We start from the raw sequence: 17,370 nt of genomic DNA, 5'->3' as shown, positions 1-17,370 counted from the left end.
AGCGGTCGCCGGGTGAGGGCGCGATGGGGCGGCCTGGCTACGTCTCATCGAGCCAGGCGCGCACCGTCTCGTTGTCGGCACCGAGCGCGGGCGGGCAGCTGTGCTCGCGCTTCCACTCGGTGTCACCGTCGAACAGCCGCACCGGTGGCCCGGGCAGCTCGATCGTGCCAAGCACCGGATGCTCGACGTCGATGACGAGCCCCTGCGAGCGGACCTGGTCCCACTCGTAGACCTGCTGCAGGTTCTTCACCTCGCCACACGGAATGCCCAGCGCGTTGAGCTTCTCGAGCAGCTCCTCATTGGTGTACGCCGCGAACGCGTGGTTGATCGCCGGGATCAGCAGGTTGTTGTTGCGCACCCGGTCGCCGTTCGTGGCGTACGTCGGGTCCTCGGGGTCGAACCCGAAGGCCGGCGCGAACTTCTGCCACTGCGATTCGGCGCCGACCGCGATCTGCAGCATGCCGTCCTTGCTGGAGAACAGGCCGTACGGCGACACGCTGGGGTGGAAGGCGCCCTCGGCCTTCGGCAGGTCCTTGCCGACGGTCCAGCGAGTGCCCTGGAAGGCGTGCACGCCGACGATCGAGGCCAGCAGTGACGTGCGCACGATCTTGCCCTTGCCGGTGCGCTCCCGCTCGTACAGTGCCGAGACCACGCCGTACGCGCCGTACATGCCCGACAGCAGGTCCGCGATCGGCACGCCCACCTTCGAGGGCGTCTCGGGATTCGGCCCGGTCATCGACATCAGGCCGGCCTCGCCCTGCGCGATCTGGTCGTAACCAGCGCGCCCGGTCTGCGGTCCGTCGTGCCCGAATCCCGTGATGGACAGGATCACCATGCGTGGGTTGATGGCTTGGATCTGCTCCATCGAGAAGCCCAGCCGGTCGAGGACGCCGGTGCGGAAGTTCTCCAGCAGCACGTCGCTCTTGGCGATCAGCCGGGTCAGCACGTCCTTGCCGTCGTCCGTCTTCAGATCGAGAGTGATCGATTCCTTGTTGCGGTTGCACGAGAGGAAGTAGGTGGCGATGTCGGCGTCCGGGCCCACGAACGGCGGCCCCCAGCCGCGGGTGTCATCGCCCTTGCCGGGGGACTCGACCTTGATTACGCGAGCCCCCATGTCCCCGAGCATCTGGCCAGCATGCGGCCCGGCGAGGGCTCGGGTGAGGTCGATGACGGTGATCCCGTCGAGCGGTCCGGTCATGGGCAGGCTCCTGTCGTACGGCGCGGCTTCGCTCCAACCTAGTCGCCGGCGGCGGCCGGTTCGTCGGTAGCAGTTGCCAACGCTGCTCGCCCGGGATCGTCGTAGCCTGAGCCGGGGCGTTGCTAGCCGGGACAGCGCAGGGACGGCGGCTACCGATAGATGGGGGCCTCGGACGGGTAGTCGCTCATGTTGTTCAGGACGCGGACCCGGTTGATCCAGTTGAGCAGGTACTGCGCCTCGTCCTCCGTGGTGCCCTCGGCCGGCTCGATCTGGTCGGTGCTCTTGACGATCCGCGCTTTGCGGTTGACGGTCGGGTGTCCCCACTCGTAGGTGACCGAGTCGGCGTCCTCGGCGACCTTGTTGACGGGGATGATGCGGCGGACCATGATGCTTCCTTCGCGTTGTCGGGTGCTCGGCTCGATGCGTATGCTGAGCGCGATCTCGCATCAAGCCTAGTGGGCGCCGGACTGGAGTCAGTGTTGCTGGAACAGCCGCAGTACCAGGCATTCGTCACCGGACTGCCGGTCGGCGTGGGCCACGTCGTCGAGGATCCCGATTCCGGGGAGTCCTTCGAGTTCGCCGGCCGCGACCAGGACGGGTTGATCTACGCCATCGCCACGCTGTACGACGGGGTGCTTCCCGACGGCCAGCTGCTCGAGACGACCCAGATCAACTACCTCGGCATCGCCGGGCTGCAGATGAAGCTGGCCGGTGGCCGTCCCATCGTCTGGTACTGCCAGCGGCCGCAGGACGCCGACGCGCTCACCGCTCTGCTGGAGGACTACCGGGGCGCGTTCTCGACCCGCTACCCCGACGGCCGCATCACGGTCCGCGCGATGCCGGCCCGCGAGGCAGAGCCGGGCTCACTGGGCGAGTGACCGTCGTTCACCTGCGTGGCACCCACGGTTCGCTCGCGGGCAGATGGTTGTCGGTAGGGTCGGCAGGATGACGCGCGCGAGCTCCCCCGACGTCCCCGTGCTGATACCTCTGGGTCAGCCGCTGGGCAAGATCTTCGAGTCGGACGACGAGGCCCACTATCAGGTGCGGCTGGGGTCGGAGGTCTATCGGCTGAGCATGGCGGAGGCGGCAGTCTGGCTGCAGCTGCACGCCGCGCGGCCAGGCACGCTTCGCGGGATGGACCGGGGTCTGCTGGCGGCCCTCGACATCGACCGGGGCGCGATCGACTCCTCCCGGGGGCTGGAACTGCTCCTGGAGCTGGGGCTGGTCGCCGAGGTACAGCTCGGATTGCCGGTTGCCAGGGATTCGTTCGCCGAGGCCTACCGGCTGCTGCCGCTGCAGACCTGCATCGGCAACAGCGAGGAGGCCTCCGACGTCTTCACCCTCGCTGCGGGGGACCAGCGCACGGTCGGCGTCGACGCGGTGCTGCGGCAGGTGCTCGTGTCGGGGCCCACCGAGGCGAGCCTGGACAGCTGCTGCGACATCTTGTCCGGCGCGCTGTCAGTCGCTCCCGAGACCGCGGAGCTGGGCACTGGGCAGGCCCTCGTCGAGTTCGTGCTGGGGCGGGTGCACGGTCCGCTGTCGGCACACGCCTGCTATTTCGATCGCGCGATTGAGCTGAGCCTGGCCACGGCGGACGCGGCGCGGGAGTCCTCCGCCACCGCCCAGGTGACGGTCGACGAGGACGACCGGACCGAGTACGGCACCTACGGAGTCGGGTACCTGGCCGGCGCGCGGCACGGCCGGTTCGGGCTCACCGGCATCGACGTCCGGCTCGGCCGCGAGATGGCCGAGCTGCCCGATGTCGCCTCGTGGCTCACCTGGAGCTACGCGCACGGTTTCTACGAGGACGGGCGGCTGCAGGACGACCCGGCCCAGATCATCGAGGCGGCCGGGCGGGCCGGGGTGGATGCTGCGGCCGGACACCTGCGTCACCTCAGCAACACGGGCCTGGTGCAGCAGCCCGACGGGGCCGAGGTGATCGAGATGGCAGCGACCCACCGGTTCGAGCCGCTGCTCGCCGGGATCGGCGCGACGCCCGATGAACCGGGCACCTTCTACCTCGGCGTGAACGCAGACCAGGTCGTCACCGCCCTGACCGACGCGGAGTACGAGGTCTGGCGCTCGGCCCACCTCAGCGAGTCGCTGCTGCTGGCGGCCAAGGACGCGGGACGCGCCGACTCGGTCGCCGACCTGGTGGACTACCTGCGGGACGTGCAGGCGCTGACCGTGAAGCGTGCCGGATATCTCGACCTGGTCCGGACGCCGTGACCGAAGCGCTACCCGGCTCGGTCGTCGTCCCTCTGGGCAAGCCGGTCGCCACGGCGTGGAGCGCGGTGGACGGCGACCGCGCGACGGTGCTCGCGCTGCCGGGCACGACCGTCACGGTGACCTCCCAGGAGCTCGAGCTGTGGCGGGAGGCGACCAGCGGCCAGGAGCGCAGCGCGCTGCTGGAGCGATCCCGCGTGCCGGGGCCACGGGCGACGTACGACTCGCTGAGCGACAGGGGTCTGCTGGCCGAGCTCGCCACGACTCGGGAGCGGGTGCTGGCCGAGCTCGCGAGCCTGCGGCTGCTGGCCCACACGCCGATCACCGTGCACGAACGGCTCGGGGTGGTCGTGGGGGACGCCCGAGGTGAGCACTACCGGCTGCGTCCGGCGGTCCACGAGGTCTACTCCCTCGCGCCCGCGGTCCACACGCTCGCGGCCGCGATCTACGCCGTCGCGGGTCGGGCCAGCGAGGCGGGCAGCAACGACCTCGAGGTAATCCTGCCCCAGCGACTGGCCGCGCTCGTGCTCGCCGAGTTCTTCCCGCTCGCGGCCCGCGGCATGGCGAGCCTGATGCCGGCGGCGGGATCGCCCTCGTGACCGAGTTGCTGCTGGCCGTCGGGGCGCTGGTCGCGCTGGAGCCGCCGGCGTGGGGGAATGACGACCCGGGGTGCGTCGTCCGGGTGGGGCTGGACGAGCAGCGTATCGCGACGCTCAACGAGCTCGCGGTCTGGCAGTCGCTGACGCGGGTGCCCCAGGGCCTGGGGGATCTGACCGCCACCTTCTTCGTGCCCGACGACGAGGGTGAAACCGCGGCGGCGCCGGCGGACGAGGTGGCCGCGACCGTGCAGCGCTTGCGAGACCGCGGTCTGGTCGTCGGCCTCAATCTCGACGGCCCGGACCTGATGGAGCTGGGGATGCGGCTACGGCCGGTTCCGCTTTACCAGGCCGTTCCGTCGGGGCGTTCTGGGCCCGGTCGCGTCGCGATCGGATATGCGCAGCAGGCGGTGGTCTACCTCGATGCGGAGCAGCATGCGCTGTGGGCCCAGCTGGACGACTGCCGCAGCGTCACCCACCTGGCGGTGGCGCGTGCCGTGCGGGACGGCACGGATCCGGCAGATCCCGACCTGCGCGCGGCGTGGCGCACGGTGGTGGATCTGGTTGCGGCCGGCGCGGTGAGCCTGGACCTCGCCATCGGCTGACCGGCGGACAGCGGTGCGCTAGCGTCGCTCGCTGGTCCAGGAGCGATCACCGGGCGTGCTCCCGATCCGGTCCGCCTCGTCGATCACTCCCTCGTCGACGACGTCACCGCCGAGCTCCGGGCTGTCGGGGTCCGCGCAGTCCCAGTCCGGCAGCGTCTCGGCCAGCAGCGCGCGGATAGCCTCGGGCAGCAGCGCCCGGCGCAGCTCGGCGCCCGGCGCAGAGTCCAGGTCGAGCCCCATCTGGTCGATCAGGTCGTTCAGCGCGATCGCCACGGCGTCCAGCACAGGGCCCTCGTCCACGTGGCTGAGCTGCCACAGCAGCTCGTGCAACCGGGCCAACGCTCGCCAGTCCTCCAGGGAGGGCAGTGGCAGCCCCTCGTCGGGGCCGGTCATCGCGCAGATGTCGCTGTCCTGCGTCCAGACCGGTGACGGGCCGAGCAGGCTGGGATCGCCGAAGTGGTCGTAGAGCAGTGCCCCCGAGACGCCGCTGGCGATCTCGGCAGCGATGTCGGGAATGGTGGCGGCGCAGTTGACGACGACGGTGATCCGGCGTCCGTCCCGGCTGACCTGTAGGGCATCGCCACCGGGCCGGACCTCGGTACTCAGGATGATCTCGAGCGGCGGGTGCCCTGGCAACCGGATGAGCGCCCGGGCGGCGGCGATCAGCTCGAATACGCCTCCAAGCCATTCCACGACCCGCTTAAGCGCATCGAGCGCGGTAGGCAGCGCAAGCGGCCCTGCGGGGACCTGTGGCGAGCATGGCGCCTCGGCGGCCGGCTCGTCGGCGGGCGGCGCGCCGTCCGGCCCACAGACGGGTGGGGATGGCGGGCTCAGCGGCGGCGCGGTGGGTGCCTGCGGCGCGGTGGGTGCCTGCGGCTGGCCAGCGGTCGGCGGCGGCTGCTGCGGCTGGGCCGGCCGGTTCGGCTGGTCGCTCGGCCCCGGCCGATCGGGCTCCGTGGGCCGTGGCTGGGTGGGCTTGCCGGGATCCTGCTGGTTGGGGTTCTGCTGGTTGGGGTTCTGCTGGGGTTTCTGCTCGCCAGACGGCGGGTCGGCGGGCACCTCGACGTTCACTAATGGGCGGAACGGGCAGGTGCCGCTGGAGTGGCCGTCGCACACGCACTGCGAATCGGGCTGCCAGATGCAGAACCACTCGCGCGGCGGATCGACCTGGATGGCGCCCCACAGACCCCGGCGACGCAGGCGGGTGTCGAGCTCGGCGGGGACGGTCGCCCGCCCGCGGCGCGAATCCGCCTCCCGGATCACCTCGGCGGTCTGCTGGTTCATCGCCGTGATCCTGGTGCCGTACTGGATCGCCGCGGCGTGATTGTCGCGAAGCATCTGTTCGCCGATCGCAACCCGCTGCCGGTTACTGGTCTCGGCTAGCTGACGCAGCTGAGCGGCGGGGTCCGTGCCATCGACACGTGCCTGGGCCTGAACCGCATGACGCCGAGCCTCAAAGACGTCCTGCCGCTGCCGTTGATGCAGCTCGGCAAGCTCGCGCGCGAGCGTCTGGTCGTGCCTGCGGTCGGCCTCGGCGACCGCCTGCTCGAGGCTTGCCTGGGCTGCTCGTTCGGAGATGGTCGATCCGGCGCGCAGGTCGGCCTCGGCGCGGCTGCTCTCGGAGACCGCCCGCCGGTACTCGGACTCGATGGCTCGAAGCTGCGGGCGGTTGCGGAGCCGGTCGGTGTCCTCGATCTCGACGAGCGCCTCGTCGCGGCGCGTCTTGGCCTCGTCGAGCCGTTGCTGGATCTGCGTCAAGCCGGTGTCGAGCTGGCTATCGATATCGGCCAGGGCGCGATCAAGACGCTCCTGTGCTGCCTCGAGCGTCGCCTCGCGCGCGGTGGAAAGCCGGTCGCGCAGCATTGTCTCGCGCAGGCTGTGCTCGGCGCGAGCGAGCTGCTCGAGGGTCACGGTCGTCTCCTGGACGATCCGCCGCGCGTCCTCGGCGGCCTCCTCGGCGAGTCGGTGATCGTCCGCGACCTGACGGTCGCGCTCGGCGTCCGGCGCGTCGAGCACGGACGCGTGGCGTTCGGACTGCGCGACGGCCAGATCGCCGAGCCGAGCGCTGGCGTCGTCGACGGAGGCGACGTGATCGGCAACCACCGCGTGCAACCGGTCAAGCCTGCGCTGCGCCTCCTGGAGTACCGGATCGGCGTGCTCGGCCCCGGTGAGCCCCTCCGACCGGGAGCGGATGACGTCTGCGAGCTGCCGGACGCCGTCGGCGGTGGCGCGCGTCTCGGCGCTCAGCGCGGCCGTCTGGAGGATCTGGTTGTGCGCGATCAGTCGCGACAGCTCGGCCTGCAGACCGTCCGCGACTTGCTGTGCCGCGCCGAGCCGCGCCTCGAGGTCGGCTCGGGAGTGGGCGATACGTTCCTGGGTTGCGGTGATGAGGTCTGCGGCCCGGTCGACGTCCGCGGGTGACAGTGGGACGGCGATGAGCACGCTCGCGGTCGCCAGCGGTGCAGTGACCGCAGGCAGGGTGGCGTGCTGTCCCGCGAGGTCACGGACCGTCTGCTGCAGCTCGCGCACCTTGGTGTCGAAGCTGGTGATCAGGTCTTGGATCTGGGCGCGTCGGTCGACATCGAGCCCGGCGGTCTCCTGCTGGAACTGGGCGAGGGACTGACTGATGACAGTCCTCAGGGATTCCAGGCCAGTGGCCGAGTCGTGTAGAAGCCTCGCGCCGTCTGCCTGGGAGGAGCGCAGCGCCCGGCCCTCGGCGGACTGCTCGAGGTCTCGGTTCGCCTCCTCGACCGTCCGGGTCGCCGGTCGCTCTCCGATGCTGATCCGGTGCGGGCCGACATCGTCGATGCCGTCGATGTGCCGGTCGGGATCAGCGTTCGCGCGCGCCAGCTCCCGAAGCGCGGCGTCCAGGTCGCGCGCCGAGGCCTCGGCCAGCTCCCGCGCCCGCTCGACGGCCTCCGTGGCCTCCTGGACCCGGCGGCGACCCGCGTCGGGGTCGGTGTCGGCCAGCCTGGTCGCGGCGTCGAGCTGCGCGAGGGCGCTCGTCAGGTCGGCGCGCGCCTGCGCCTGCTGGAGGCTGACCGACGCTGCGAGCTCCTGGGCCCGGAAGGCCGGCAGCTCGCTGCGGTTCTGCAGGGTGGGGGCGACGTCCTGCTGCACCGAGCGGGCCCGCTCCCCAAGCCCTTCCAGGAAGGCGTCGTCGATGCTCAGCGATCCTTCGACGGCAACGAGCTGCTCGGCGCCGCGGGCCGCGGCCGCCTGCACCTGTGCGGCATCGAGCCGCGACGTGCTGCTCGTCGTACGCTCGCGTGCCGCACGCTCGATCTCGGCCAACGCCTCCACCGCCGCGTCCACATCGGCCAGCGCCGCGGCCGCGAGCTCTGCGGACGGCGCGCGCTGAGTGAGCAGGTCATACGCGTGCGTGATCCGGCTCTGCGCATCGGCGTGGACGTCGAACGCGCGCTGCTCGGCGGACACTACTGCCTCGGCACCGGCGATCGCAGCGGCCGCCGGCGCGCTGATCCGTGGGTCGGTGGACAGCGACAGGTCGATCGTGTCCTCGATCAACGTCGTTGCCTCGAGGTGCAGCTCCTGCATGCTGGCGCGCTCGGCGGCGATCGCCTCCAGCAGCCGCTGTCCCTCGGCGAGGTGCTCAAGCGCAACCGCGTTCATGGCATGGGCGAGGGCGCTGTCGGCACGAACCGGAAGGGTCTGTAGCTCGGTGCGGAGCGTGGCGTGCGACTCGGTGATCGTCTGGGTCAGTCGCGCCAGCGCCTCGGACTCGGCATCGGTGACCGCCTCCTGGCGACGGCGGGGTAGCAGGTCCTCCAGAAGAGCGCTGAGCTCGTCGTGTGCGGTGCGCAGGGTGCTCTGCAGCTCGCCGATCTCGGCCAGCATGTCGCGTACGGCGAGCGCATCCTGGACGGCGGCGTCGCGCGCGTCGGAGACGGCCTCGGCGTCGGAGACTGCCTCCGCGACGACGGCGTCCACCTGGTCGAGTATCGCGTCTATGTTGCTGGGCGGTGCGGCGTCGGCGAGCGCGCTCTCGGCGAGCTCGAGCGTGGCGAGCGTGCGCGCCGCCACCACGACGCGGTTGCTCGCCTTCTCGAGGCTCGTGGATCGTTCGGTCACCTGCTGAGCGAGCTCCCGCGCCCGTTCGCCGAGATTGGCCAGCGTGCCGAGATCGACTGGTGGTGTCTGCGCGAGTGTGGTGGCGTGGGTGTGCAGATCGTCCATCGTCTGCAGCAGCCCGTCGAGCGCGGTCGCATCTCGGGTCGCGTTCTCGGTGAGGGCGCGCAGCCGCTGGGTCTGCTCCGTGAGCTGGTCGCTGGCCGGGTGGCTGCCCGCCACGTTCTGGCGTGCCTGATCGAGGGCTGCGAACGCGGGCACTGCCGCCAGGATGCCCTGATCGAAGGCGAGCCGTGCAGCGCTCGCCGCATGCTCGGCGAGCGCGGTGTCGTTCAGCACGCTCGCCTGGGCGGCAGCTTGCGTGGCGGCCTCGAGCGCCAGCGCGATCCGGTCTGCGTCGAACCCGGGATCGCCGGCCGCTGCCCGCCGCGCGGTTTCTGCGGCCGCCGCGGCCAGCCGGTTCGCGGTCTCCTGCGCCGTCAAGGCGGTGACAACAGCGGCCTGGCTACGGGCATCACCCTCCCTGCGAATGGCCCGCAGCGACTCGATCCGGTCGGTGGCCTCCCGTGCCTGCTGAGCCTGCGCCGCCTCGGCGTCCGAGGCGAGCGCCTGCGGCGAGGAGGATGTCGGTGGCGTGGGGGTCAGGTCACGGCGTCCGACCTCTCGAGCGGCCGCCACGCCGCGCTCGTGCTGCTCGCGTATCGCGTCGCTGAGCTCGTGTGCCCGGTGCAGCGCGCGCTCGGCGACCTGGGGCAGCTGGTCGCTCAACTCGGCCGGCGCCGCCGTCCGCGTGGTGAGCTCGTCGAGCACGTCCTGCTCGTGATCGGCAAGTGCGGACAGCTCGCGATGTGCGCGGGTCGCCTCGTGCAGCGCGGAGTCCGTTTCCTGCAACGCCTGCCGGATCTCCGCCAGCCGCTGGTCGGTGATCGTGTCGGTCTGGGCATCGAGCATGAAGTCGAGTACCTGCGCGACTCGATTGCGTTCGTCGGTGAGCTGCTCGACGAGCTGATCGTTGTGCGCCGTGAGCGATCCGAGCGCGTCGACCAGACGGGTCTGCAGCACGGTCGCCGACTCGCGGGACAGCCGAATCGCATCGGCGTCGACCTGGGCGAGCTCCTGCAGCAGCGCGGCCCGCTGCGTGGACAGCTCCCCCAGAAGCAGCTGCATCCGGTGCAGCGTGGCGGACGCGTCCGCGCCGTCGGGCAGCGCCGCGATCTGCTCGGCGAGGGCCTGCAGCTGCTCGCGCGTCTCGCTCATGCGATCCACGGTGTCCTGCGCCTGCTGCGCATCCTCCGACATCGTGATCGCGGCGTCCTCGGCGGCAGCGATGGCCTGGTCGAGGGCCGCGGCACCCGAGGGCTGTACCTGGGCAGCGGCGTTGAACAGCGCTCCCACGGACTCGAACTGGGCGAAGGAACGCTCGGCCTCGACCGTGGCGTCGTCCAGGATCCGGCGCGCGTCGGTGAGCAGCTGCTGCTCGGGGGCGGGCGCGGGCAGGGTGATGACGCCGTCGAGCGGCTGGCCCGGTGCTGCGTCGAGATGTCGCTGATGGGTGTCCGGGACGACGTCCTGGATCCCTGGGCGGGCGGCGTCGACGTCTACCTCGATCAGCCGCCGAGCCTCGGCGAGGTGGCTGAGCGCATCGGCGATCAGCTCGTTGGAGCGGCTGGTAGAGGACTGCGCGAGCGCGGCGTCACGGAGGGTCGCGGCGGGCTGCTGCCGGAGCCGGTAGCCGGCGTCATCGATCGCAGCGGCTGCCTGGTCGGTCAGTGCGCTCGCGGCCCGGAGGGCGCGGTCTGCGACGGCGAGCTCGCCGGCGGCCTGCTGGGCCGGGGAGCTGGTCCGGTTGCCGGCGGCGTCGCGGAAGATGACGCCCGGGGCGGTGTCCGCGACCGCGTGGGCGACCGCCAGCTCGGCGCTGGCGTACTCGTCGGCTGCGCGCACCGCGTTGCGGGTGTTGTTCGCGTGGTCGATCTCCGCGGCCGCGACGCGGGAGATCGCGTCCGTGCCGTCGATGAGGGTACGGGCGCGTGCGAGGGCGTCCTGGATCGTTCCGACGCGCTGCAGCACCGACTGGGTGGTCGTCTGGATGGCTTGGCTACGTGACTCGATGGTCTCGGACGCCGCGAGCTGCTGCAGCTGGCGAATCTCGGCTTCCTGGTCTTGGTGCAGCACCTCGATGGTGCGTAACTGCCGGTCAAGAGCCTGCTGCTGCTCCACTGCCTGGACGGCGGACGGGTTCTGGCTGGCCGTCATCCCGGCGATCCGGTCATGCAGCAGCCGTTGCTCCTCGACGAGGACAGTCTGCCGCAGTCGGGTCTGGGTGCTGGATGTCTGCCCGTGCTCGATGGCGGCCAGGCCGTTGGCGTATGTCGCGTGCAGCGCCGCGGTCGGCACCTGATGCTCGAGCTCGGCTACCGATCGCTCCAGCGCGGAGTGCATCCGCTCGGCGTCCTGCGCCAGCTCGGCCAGGCTTGAGATGTCGGTCGCGGCCGGGTCGGCCATCAGATCGCCGGCGAGCTGACGCGCGCGATCCTGAGCGCGGGCAAGGTCGGCGCGCTGATCGGCCGCGTCGCGGGTCGCGCGCTGGGCGGCATCGGCGATGTCGCGGGTAGCCTCCGCCTGCTGGCGGGCGGCCTCGCTGTGCCAGGTGCGGAAGCTCAGTGCGTCGCGGGCCGCGACGGTCTGTGCCGCCAGCTGCGCACCACGTTCGACGAGGCGGTCAGCGTCGTCTCGGACGCGGTCGATCTTGTCGTGCAGGGTCTGCGCGTGGATCACTGCGTGGTCTCGTTCCACCAGGGCGAGCTGGTCGGCGAGCTGATCGAGGTCGGCGGTGATGCCCTCGCGCGCCTGGGTGGCGATCTGCAGGAGGGTGCTGGGCTGCAGGCCCGGCTCAGGGGCCGCGGAATGCTCGTGCGCGCGCCGTAGGTCGTCGAGATGCTGCTCGATCGAGCTGCGCAGGTCCGAAGCGGTGTCGAGATGAGAGCGTAGGTCCGCGGCGGCAGCGGCCGAGCTCTCGGGCAGGCTGGGGTCATCCAGCAGCGCGGTCGCCTGCGCGATGATGTCCGTTGCTCGCTCGGTCAGCTGCTCGATGACGGTTTCGGCGGTGGCCCGGTGGGCGTCGATCTGGGCATGGGCGAGTGCGAGCTCTGCCACCGCAGCGTGCTGGCGCGCCGTCTCGAGCGCATTCGTGGCCTGGTCAAGAGCGTTCCCTAGAGTGCCGGGGCTGTCGGTGACGCCGACGATGGTCAGGATGGTTTCGAGCCGCTGCAGCGTGATCTCGCCGGCTGCGGTGCGCTCCACCCGCTGAGCGAGATTGAGCGCATAGTCCCGATGGGCTTCGGCGTTCGCCAGCGCCGACTGGGCCTCCTGGGCTGCGTTGTCGGCCGCTTCGAGGATCGGTCGCTGCGCGGGGAGCGCGCTGATCATCGTGCGAGCGATATCGCGGCGCCTCGATTCGAGCGACGTCGATAGATTGCTGATCTGGTCGGAGAGCTGCTGGGCGTCCACGCTGCCGTCGGCTGCGAACTGGAGGGATGCCTCCTGGGCGAGCGTCCGTGTCTCGGCCGTGCTCACCTCGAGGACGGCGGTGGCCGCTGACTCGTGGGCAATGCGCGCCCGGGCCTCGGTGACCTGCTCGCGCAGCACCGTGAGGATCTCGTTCGGGTCCCGGGTGGGCCGGGCTTGCTCGACGGCCGCGATCACGGCCCGGGTGGCCGGCTGGGTGACTCCGGCGAAGGCGGAGTCCACGCTCGCGCGGACCTCGGCCATGCGTTGCTGCACGTCGGGGTCCGCCGTCGCGACGTGAGCTGCTGCGACATCGAGCGCGCGGTGCAGGATGCGTGCCTGCGCTACGGCCTCGCTACGCGTCGACTCGTCGGCTCGCGCGAGCTGGCGAAGCTCGCTGATGAGGGTGTCGATCTGCTGGCGAGGTGACTGATCCAGCGTCGGGTTGGCCATCTGGGCATCGAGCCGGCGATCTTGGGCGGCGAGCTCGGCGGTCTGCAGCCGCTTGCGTACCTGTTCGGTGCGCTGGGTCGCCGATTCCTCCGCGACCTTGCTGCTCCACTCGGTCGGGCCGATCCCCGCGTTCGACAGCACGGTCAGCACCGACCGCAGCGCGCGACCCGGGTCAATGATCGTGTCCAGCACCGCGACGAGTACCGGCGTGGAGATAAAGCGAACGACGTACGCGGACCTCGGAGCGACTCGTTGAACGACCTCCTCGCGTGCTGTCGCGGGATCCGGGGTGCGCGTGGCCGGGTGCGGTGCTGGCGTGGACGCCGCGACGGTCAGGGGCGTGGCGGGGGTGGGTGCGGCCGCGGGCCGTCCGGCCGGTGCGTTCTCCGCAGCCTCGGGGGTGCTCGATGGGTCCTGCTGCTGGGCGCGCAGCTGGTTGATCGACTGCTGGATAGCGGCGTCGCGGCCGGCGACGATCTCGACGATCATCGGGTGGGATACGGCCGGCAGCGCGCGCGAGTTGATGGCAACCAGCGACTTCTGGACTGTTGAGCGGCTGGAGCGCTCGTAGAACTTGCGCAGCTCGTTGCCTATCTCGAGCCGATGCTCGCCGAGCGTGGCGACGACCGTCGTCGTCACCGCGCTGACTGCTGCGGGCAGCAAGGCCGCGGGGGAGAAGCCGGCATTGGCCAAGCGGGTCAGGAAGGTGGTGACGCCTGCGGCGGCGTAGCGCTGGGAGAGGTACGCCGTGATGTTCGCCGTCTGCCGATAGCCGTTCTCGGGGTGCATCTGGACTACCGAGAGCAGCCGTTGGGTCGACTCATCGAGCGACTGCATGGTGATGATCTGCTCGGTGCGGCGCGAGCTGTCGAGGGTGAGCGGGATGTCGAGGCCTTGTTCGTGCAGGGCCTGAGCGGCGACGTGGACGTCGGCGATCGCCCGCTGCATGTCCCCGCGCAGCGGTTTGAAGGGGTTGAGCCGCTCGTGTGCGGGAGCGGTGGCGAAGTGCTCGGTGGTGTCGACGACTCGCTGGAGCGCCTCACGCAGCGGGCCGAGGTCGTGGGTCGTCTCGATCGCGTCGTCGGGAAGGGCCGCGGTGCGGCTCGTGCGCTGCCCGATCTCGTCGAGCTCGCGCATCAGCGCGGCCCGCTGCTCGGGGTCGGCGGTGCGCAGGGCGTCGCTGATCTCTTGGATCCGGCGCTCGTCAGCGTTCTGCTGCGCGAATCGCTCGTGCAGCAGCTGGATGTCGCGGGTCTGAGAGCGGTAGGTCGTGCTCGCCGCGACGTCCGCCGCATTAATCTTCAGCAGGGACTTGCGGCGCTGGTTCTCGTTCTCGCGCTCGGCCTTGGTCACATCGAGCGCGGGGTCGCCGCCGAGGCCCAGTCGCGGCGCGATGCCCGCGCCGATAGCCGCAGCGATCGCGTTGCCCGCGGCGATGGCGCCCATGGCGAGGGCTTGGGCGGGGGCCACGACGGCCGCGACGGCGAACGGGAGGGCACGGGCCAGCGGAGTGGCCGCTGCCTTGAACGCCAGGGCACCGCGGCTAGCGACCTTGTCCAGCGGGTCGACGTCCCGGACGGCCTCCTCGTCGAGACGCAGTCGGATCCGGCCCTCGTGGCGGTCCCTCGCGGTCTGGTGAGCGCGTTCTAGCGCCGCCAACGCCGCGTCGGCCTGCGGGCCGAACAACCCGGTGCGCAGCTGCCCACTGAGCTCGGGGTTCAGCGCGATCTCGGTGCGTAATGCCTGCACCTCGTCGCGGTGCTGGCGGGCCTGCTGATCTCGGTCGCCGCTGCGGGGGTTCTGGTCGTTGGCGGCGGTGGTGTTCCGCGCGGCGCTGTTGAACTTGTTGACGTCGGCTAGGACCGAGGCGCCGATCGCGAGCACCGCCCCGATGCCGGTCGCGGCGAGAAGCACCGGAGAGGCGACCCCTAGCAACATCGAACCGAGGATCGTGCCGGCGGCCGTGAGGCCCTGCGAAGCGATCGCCTTGGCGACATAGGTCTGCAGCGGCGCCTTGGACGGCGGGATGCCACCGAGTTCCTGGGTGTTGAAGCTGCGGATGGCGTCCTTGAGCCGGGAGCTGCCGTCGAGGTCGGGTATGCCCTGGAGCCGGGTGAAGAACTGCTCCACGAGGGTGTCGTGCGAGATGCCCAGCTCGGTCGCACGTTCGGTGGTGAGGTTCAGTCCCAGGTCCGAGAGGGTCGCGGCGATGACGTCCTTGAGCTGGTTCACCTGCTTGCGCGATGCGCCCTCGAGGGAGTCGAACAGCACCTGCAGCCCGGCCAGGCGGGCGACGTCGCGCGGGCTGAAGGACGGGTCGTTGTCCGCCTGCACCTGCGCGATGACCGGCGGAACTCGCTTGTTGGCGTCCGCGGTGAGCAGGTCCTCGGTGTTATTGCGCGCATCGGGGTCGATCTCGTAGCTGGCCCGGGTGATCTCCTGCGCCAGCACTCGGGCTACCTGCTCGGGACTCAGCTGTGACGACAACGTGATGTGTAGGTCAGCACGCAACTGACGGTGCGCTCCGCGTCCTGGATCGTCCGGCGACGAGGCGATATCCGTGCGCACCACGGGGTCGCCGGTCGAGGGGAGAAGACCGTCGGGAGTCAGGGACGCGACGTCGACGGTGACCTGCAGTAGCCGGGTGTCGTTGGTGAGTCGCAGCGTGCTTTGGCCATCGGCGTCGGAAACGACCTCGACGTCCATCCCGAGCGCCTTGGTGAGCTGCTGGATGACGGAGGCTCCCCGACGCGGCTCGCCGAACACCAGGTCGTTCAGTTCCTGCGCGCTCATCGGCGGCGTGATGGTCGGGTCGGTGGTCACTCCATGCAGGTACTGCTGCTGCGCGGTGCGAACCCGGACGGCGTCCTCGGGGTTCGGGACGGCATCCGGGGACGGCAGGCTGCGGGCTCCGGTGGGCAGGTCGCCGTCCAGCTGGCGGCGCAGCGCGACCAGCCGCCTGGCCTCCTCGACGATCCCCGGGTAGCGCTCGCGCTGAGCCTGTTCGGTCTCGGCGCGCATGTGCGCGAGGTGATCCTCGTGCGAGTAGATGCTCACCGCCGCTTTGAGGTCTGGGCGGCTGGCGATGAGCTGCTCGAGTGCCCGTTGGGTGACCTCGGTGTCGGTGATGATGTCCAGCCGTGCTGGATGCGAGCTCAGGTAGGCCTTCGTCGTCGACTTCTCGAGCTGGTTGAGCTCGGCGCGCTCAGCCGCGGTGAGCTCGTTCTCCGGCTTGCCGAGCTCGACCAGGCGCTGCTCGATCGCTGCGTCTGCGGCCTGCTTGGCCCGGGCGTCGATCTCGGCCTGAACCGCGCCGACCTCGCGGCGGAACTGCCGCGCCAGCTTCTGGTCGGTGTCGGTGTTGAACCGGCCGTCGGGCTCGACGTGGGTGGCGTAGCCGGATTTCATCTCGAGCGCCACATGACCGCGCATGCCGTCGATGTTCGCGGCGATTGGCGCGCCGGACGGGGTGAGCCCTTCGGTGCGGAAGGCCACGCCGGCCGGCAGGCCGCTGTGCGCCTCCTCCAGCGCGGATGCATTCGCAGTGCCACCGAACTCGGTCAACAGGAACGTCAGCGTGCCCGTGCCCCGATCGGTTGCCGGGCGAGAGTCGAGTGCGTTGTAGATCGCGATGAAGCGGCTCGCGTAGTAACCGACGAGGTGGTTGCGCACGTGAGTGCGCAGCGAGGTGTTGTTGCGGTCCATCGTTGCGTGCGTAGTGATCGACTGCGCGAACGTCGCGACGATCTGCTCCTGGTGCTGCTGAAACGCGGCCTGCTCCTCGGGCGTGGAGCCCTCGGGCGCGGAGTCGGCGAGGATCCTCAGATGGTCCTGGATGGCGGCGATGCGGCCATCGTTCGTCGTCCCGGGTGGGACTGTCAGCCCAAGATCCGCCAGGATGGCTTTGACGGAACTCGCGCGCAGGCCATGCAGGGCGGACTTGTCGGCGTGCCACGTGCCGGGAACGAACGGGCCGGTCTGTGCCGCCGTGCTCGGGTCGAGGTGCGGGTTGCCGGCCAGCTCCAGCACCGCCGGCCCGCCGATCTGTTCGATGACCTGCTGCAGCTCGGCGCGGGCACGCGCCACTCGCTGTCCGAGATCGGACTGCGGTGAGAGTGTGCCGCTGGCGCTCGGCAGCGTTCGCTTCGGTGTTTCCAGATCGGGCGCCGTAAGCACGGCGTAGACACCCGGCATCTGGGCGTCCAGAATGCTGCGCACCCGCATGGCGTGGTTGTACTCGTACGAGCGGACCGGGGAGTCCACGTAGCTCTGGAAGTCCGGCACCCCCTGGTTGAGGTCCAGCCGATGCAACAACGGGTGGTCGGAATCGGGCACGACCTCCGACCAGTTGGCGATCTCGTTCGCGGCCAGGTGGGCGTCGATCTGGCTCTTGCCCTGCTCCATCGCCTGGATCTCGGCGTGCTCGTGGGCGATCAGCAGCAGGTCGGTCTCGAGGTGGCTGGTGTCGTTGTGCTGCAGGCGGAGCCAGGCCTCGATGATGTCCGGATCGGCAATGAACTGCGACAAGGTGATCTCACCGCCATCGACCTGGTGGGTCACGGGGTGATCGCCGAAGAGGTGGTCACGGATCGCTTCGAGCATCTGGATGTCGATCGGGGCCCGGCCGCCGTCCAGGGTCGGCACGGTGTGCTCTGCGAGCATCGTCGCGATCCGGATCGTGTCGGTGTCCATGCCT

7 protein-coding genes are annotated in these 17,370 nt (G+C 70.6%); 4 read left to right on the top strand and 3 right to left on the bottom strand.

The window, feature by feature from the left end; translation table 11 throughout:
* Nucleotides 1–37 precede the first annotated feature (37 nt).
* Together DAA40_RS06760 and DAA40_RS06755 are read right to left on the bottom strand one after the other, a co-directional pair.
* The gene (locus DAA40_RS06760) at nt 38–1,198 is read right to left on the bottom strand and encodes a CaiB/BaiF CoA-transferase family protein (RefSeq protein ID WP_106848869.1); all 1,161 of its coding nucleotides are present in this window, start codon (nt 1,196–1,198) and stop codon (nt 38–40) included.
* Nucleotides 1,199–1,347: 149 nt separating this feature from the next.
* Nucleotides 1,348–1,584: a hypothetical protein gene (locus DAA40_RS06755; protein WP_106848868.1), complete on the bottom strand. Its 237-nt coding sequence runs from the start codon at nt 1,582–1,584 to the stop codon at nt 1,348–1,350.
* A 69-nt stretch (nt 1,585–1,653) separates the two neighbouring features.
* Here DAA40_RS06755 and DAA40_RS06750 point away from each other — a divergent pair, with 69 nt between their 5' ends.
* The 4 genes from DAA40_RS06750 to DAA40_RS06735 all read left to right on the top strand — a co-directional run bounded on the left by DAA40_RS06750 (nt 1,654) and on the right by DAA40_RS06735 (nt 4,625).
* Nucleotides 1,654–2,076 (top strand): hypothetical protein, encoded by a 423-nt coding sequence (locus tag DAA40_RS06750; protein ID WP_158716283.1) that lies wholly within the window; start codon nt 1,654–1,656, stop codon nt 2,074–2,076.
* A gap of 67 nt (nt 2,077–2,143) precedes the next feature.
* The gene (locus DAA40_RS06745; protein ID WP_106848866.1) at nt 2,144–3,427 is read left to right on the top strand and encodes a hypothetical protein; all 1,284 of its coding nucleotides are present in this window, start codon (nt 2,144–2,146) and stop codon (nt 3,425–3,427) included.
* On the top strand, nt 3,424–4,023 hold the full coding sequence (locus DAA40_RS06740; protein ID WP_106848865.1) for a hypothetical protein: 600 nt from the start codon (nt 3,424–3,426) through the stop codon (nt 4,021–4,023). The genes DAA40_RS06745 and DAA40_RS06740 overlap by 4 nt, the downstream gene beginning before the upstream one ends.
* Nucleotides 4,020–4,625, top strand: coding sequence for a hypothetical protein (locus DAA40_RS06735; protein ID WP_106848864.1), 606 nt, complete (start codon nt 4,020–4,022; stop codon nt 4,623–4,625). Before DAA40_RS06740 ends, DAA40_RS06735 begins: the two co-directional genes overlap by 4 nt.
* Nucleotides 4,626–4,643: 18 nt before the next feature.
* Here DAA40_RS06735 and DAA40_RS06730 read toward each other — a convergent pair whose 3' ends face one another.
* Complete coding sequence (locus DAA40_RS06730; RefSeq protein ID WP_106848863.1) at nt 4,644–17,366, bottom strand: hypothetical protein; 12,723 nt, start codon at nt 17,364–17,366, stop codon at nt 4,644–4,646.
* Nucleotides 17,367–17,370 lie beyond the last annotated feature (4 nt).

This window comes from Blastococcus sp. Marseille-P5729, from assembly GCF_900292035.1.
Lineage (GTDB): Bacteria > Actinomycetota > Actinomycetes > Mycobacteriales > Antricoccaceae > Cumulibacter.
This window is presented reverse-complemented; position numbering and strand designations above follow the sequence as displayed.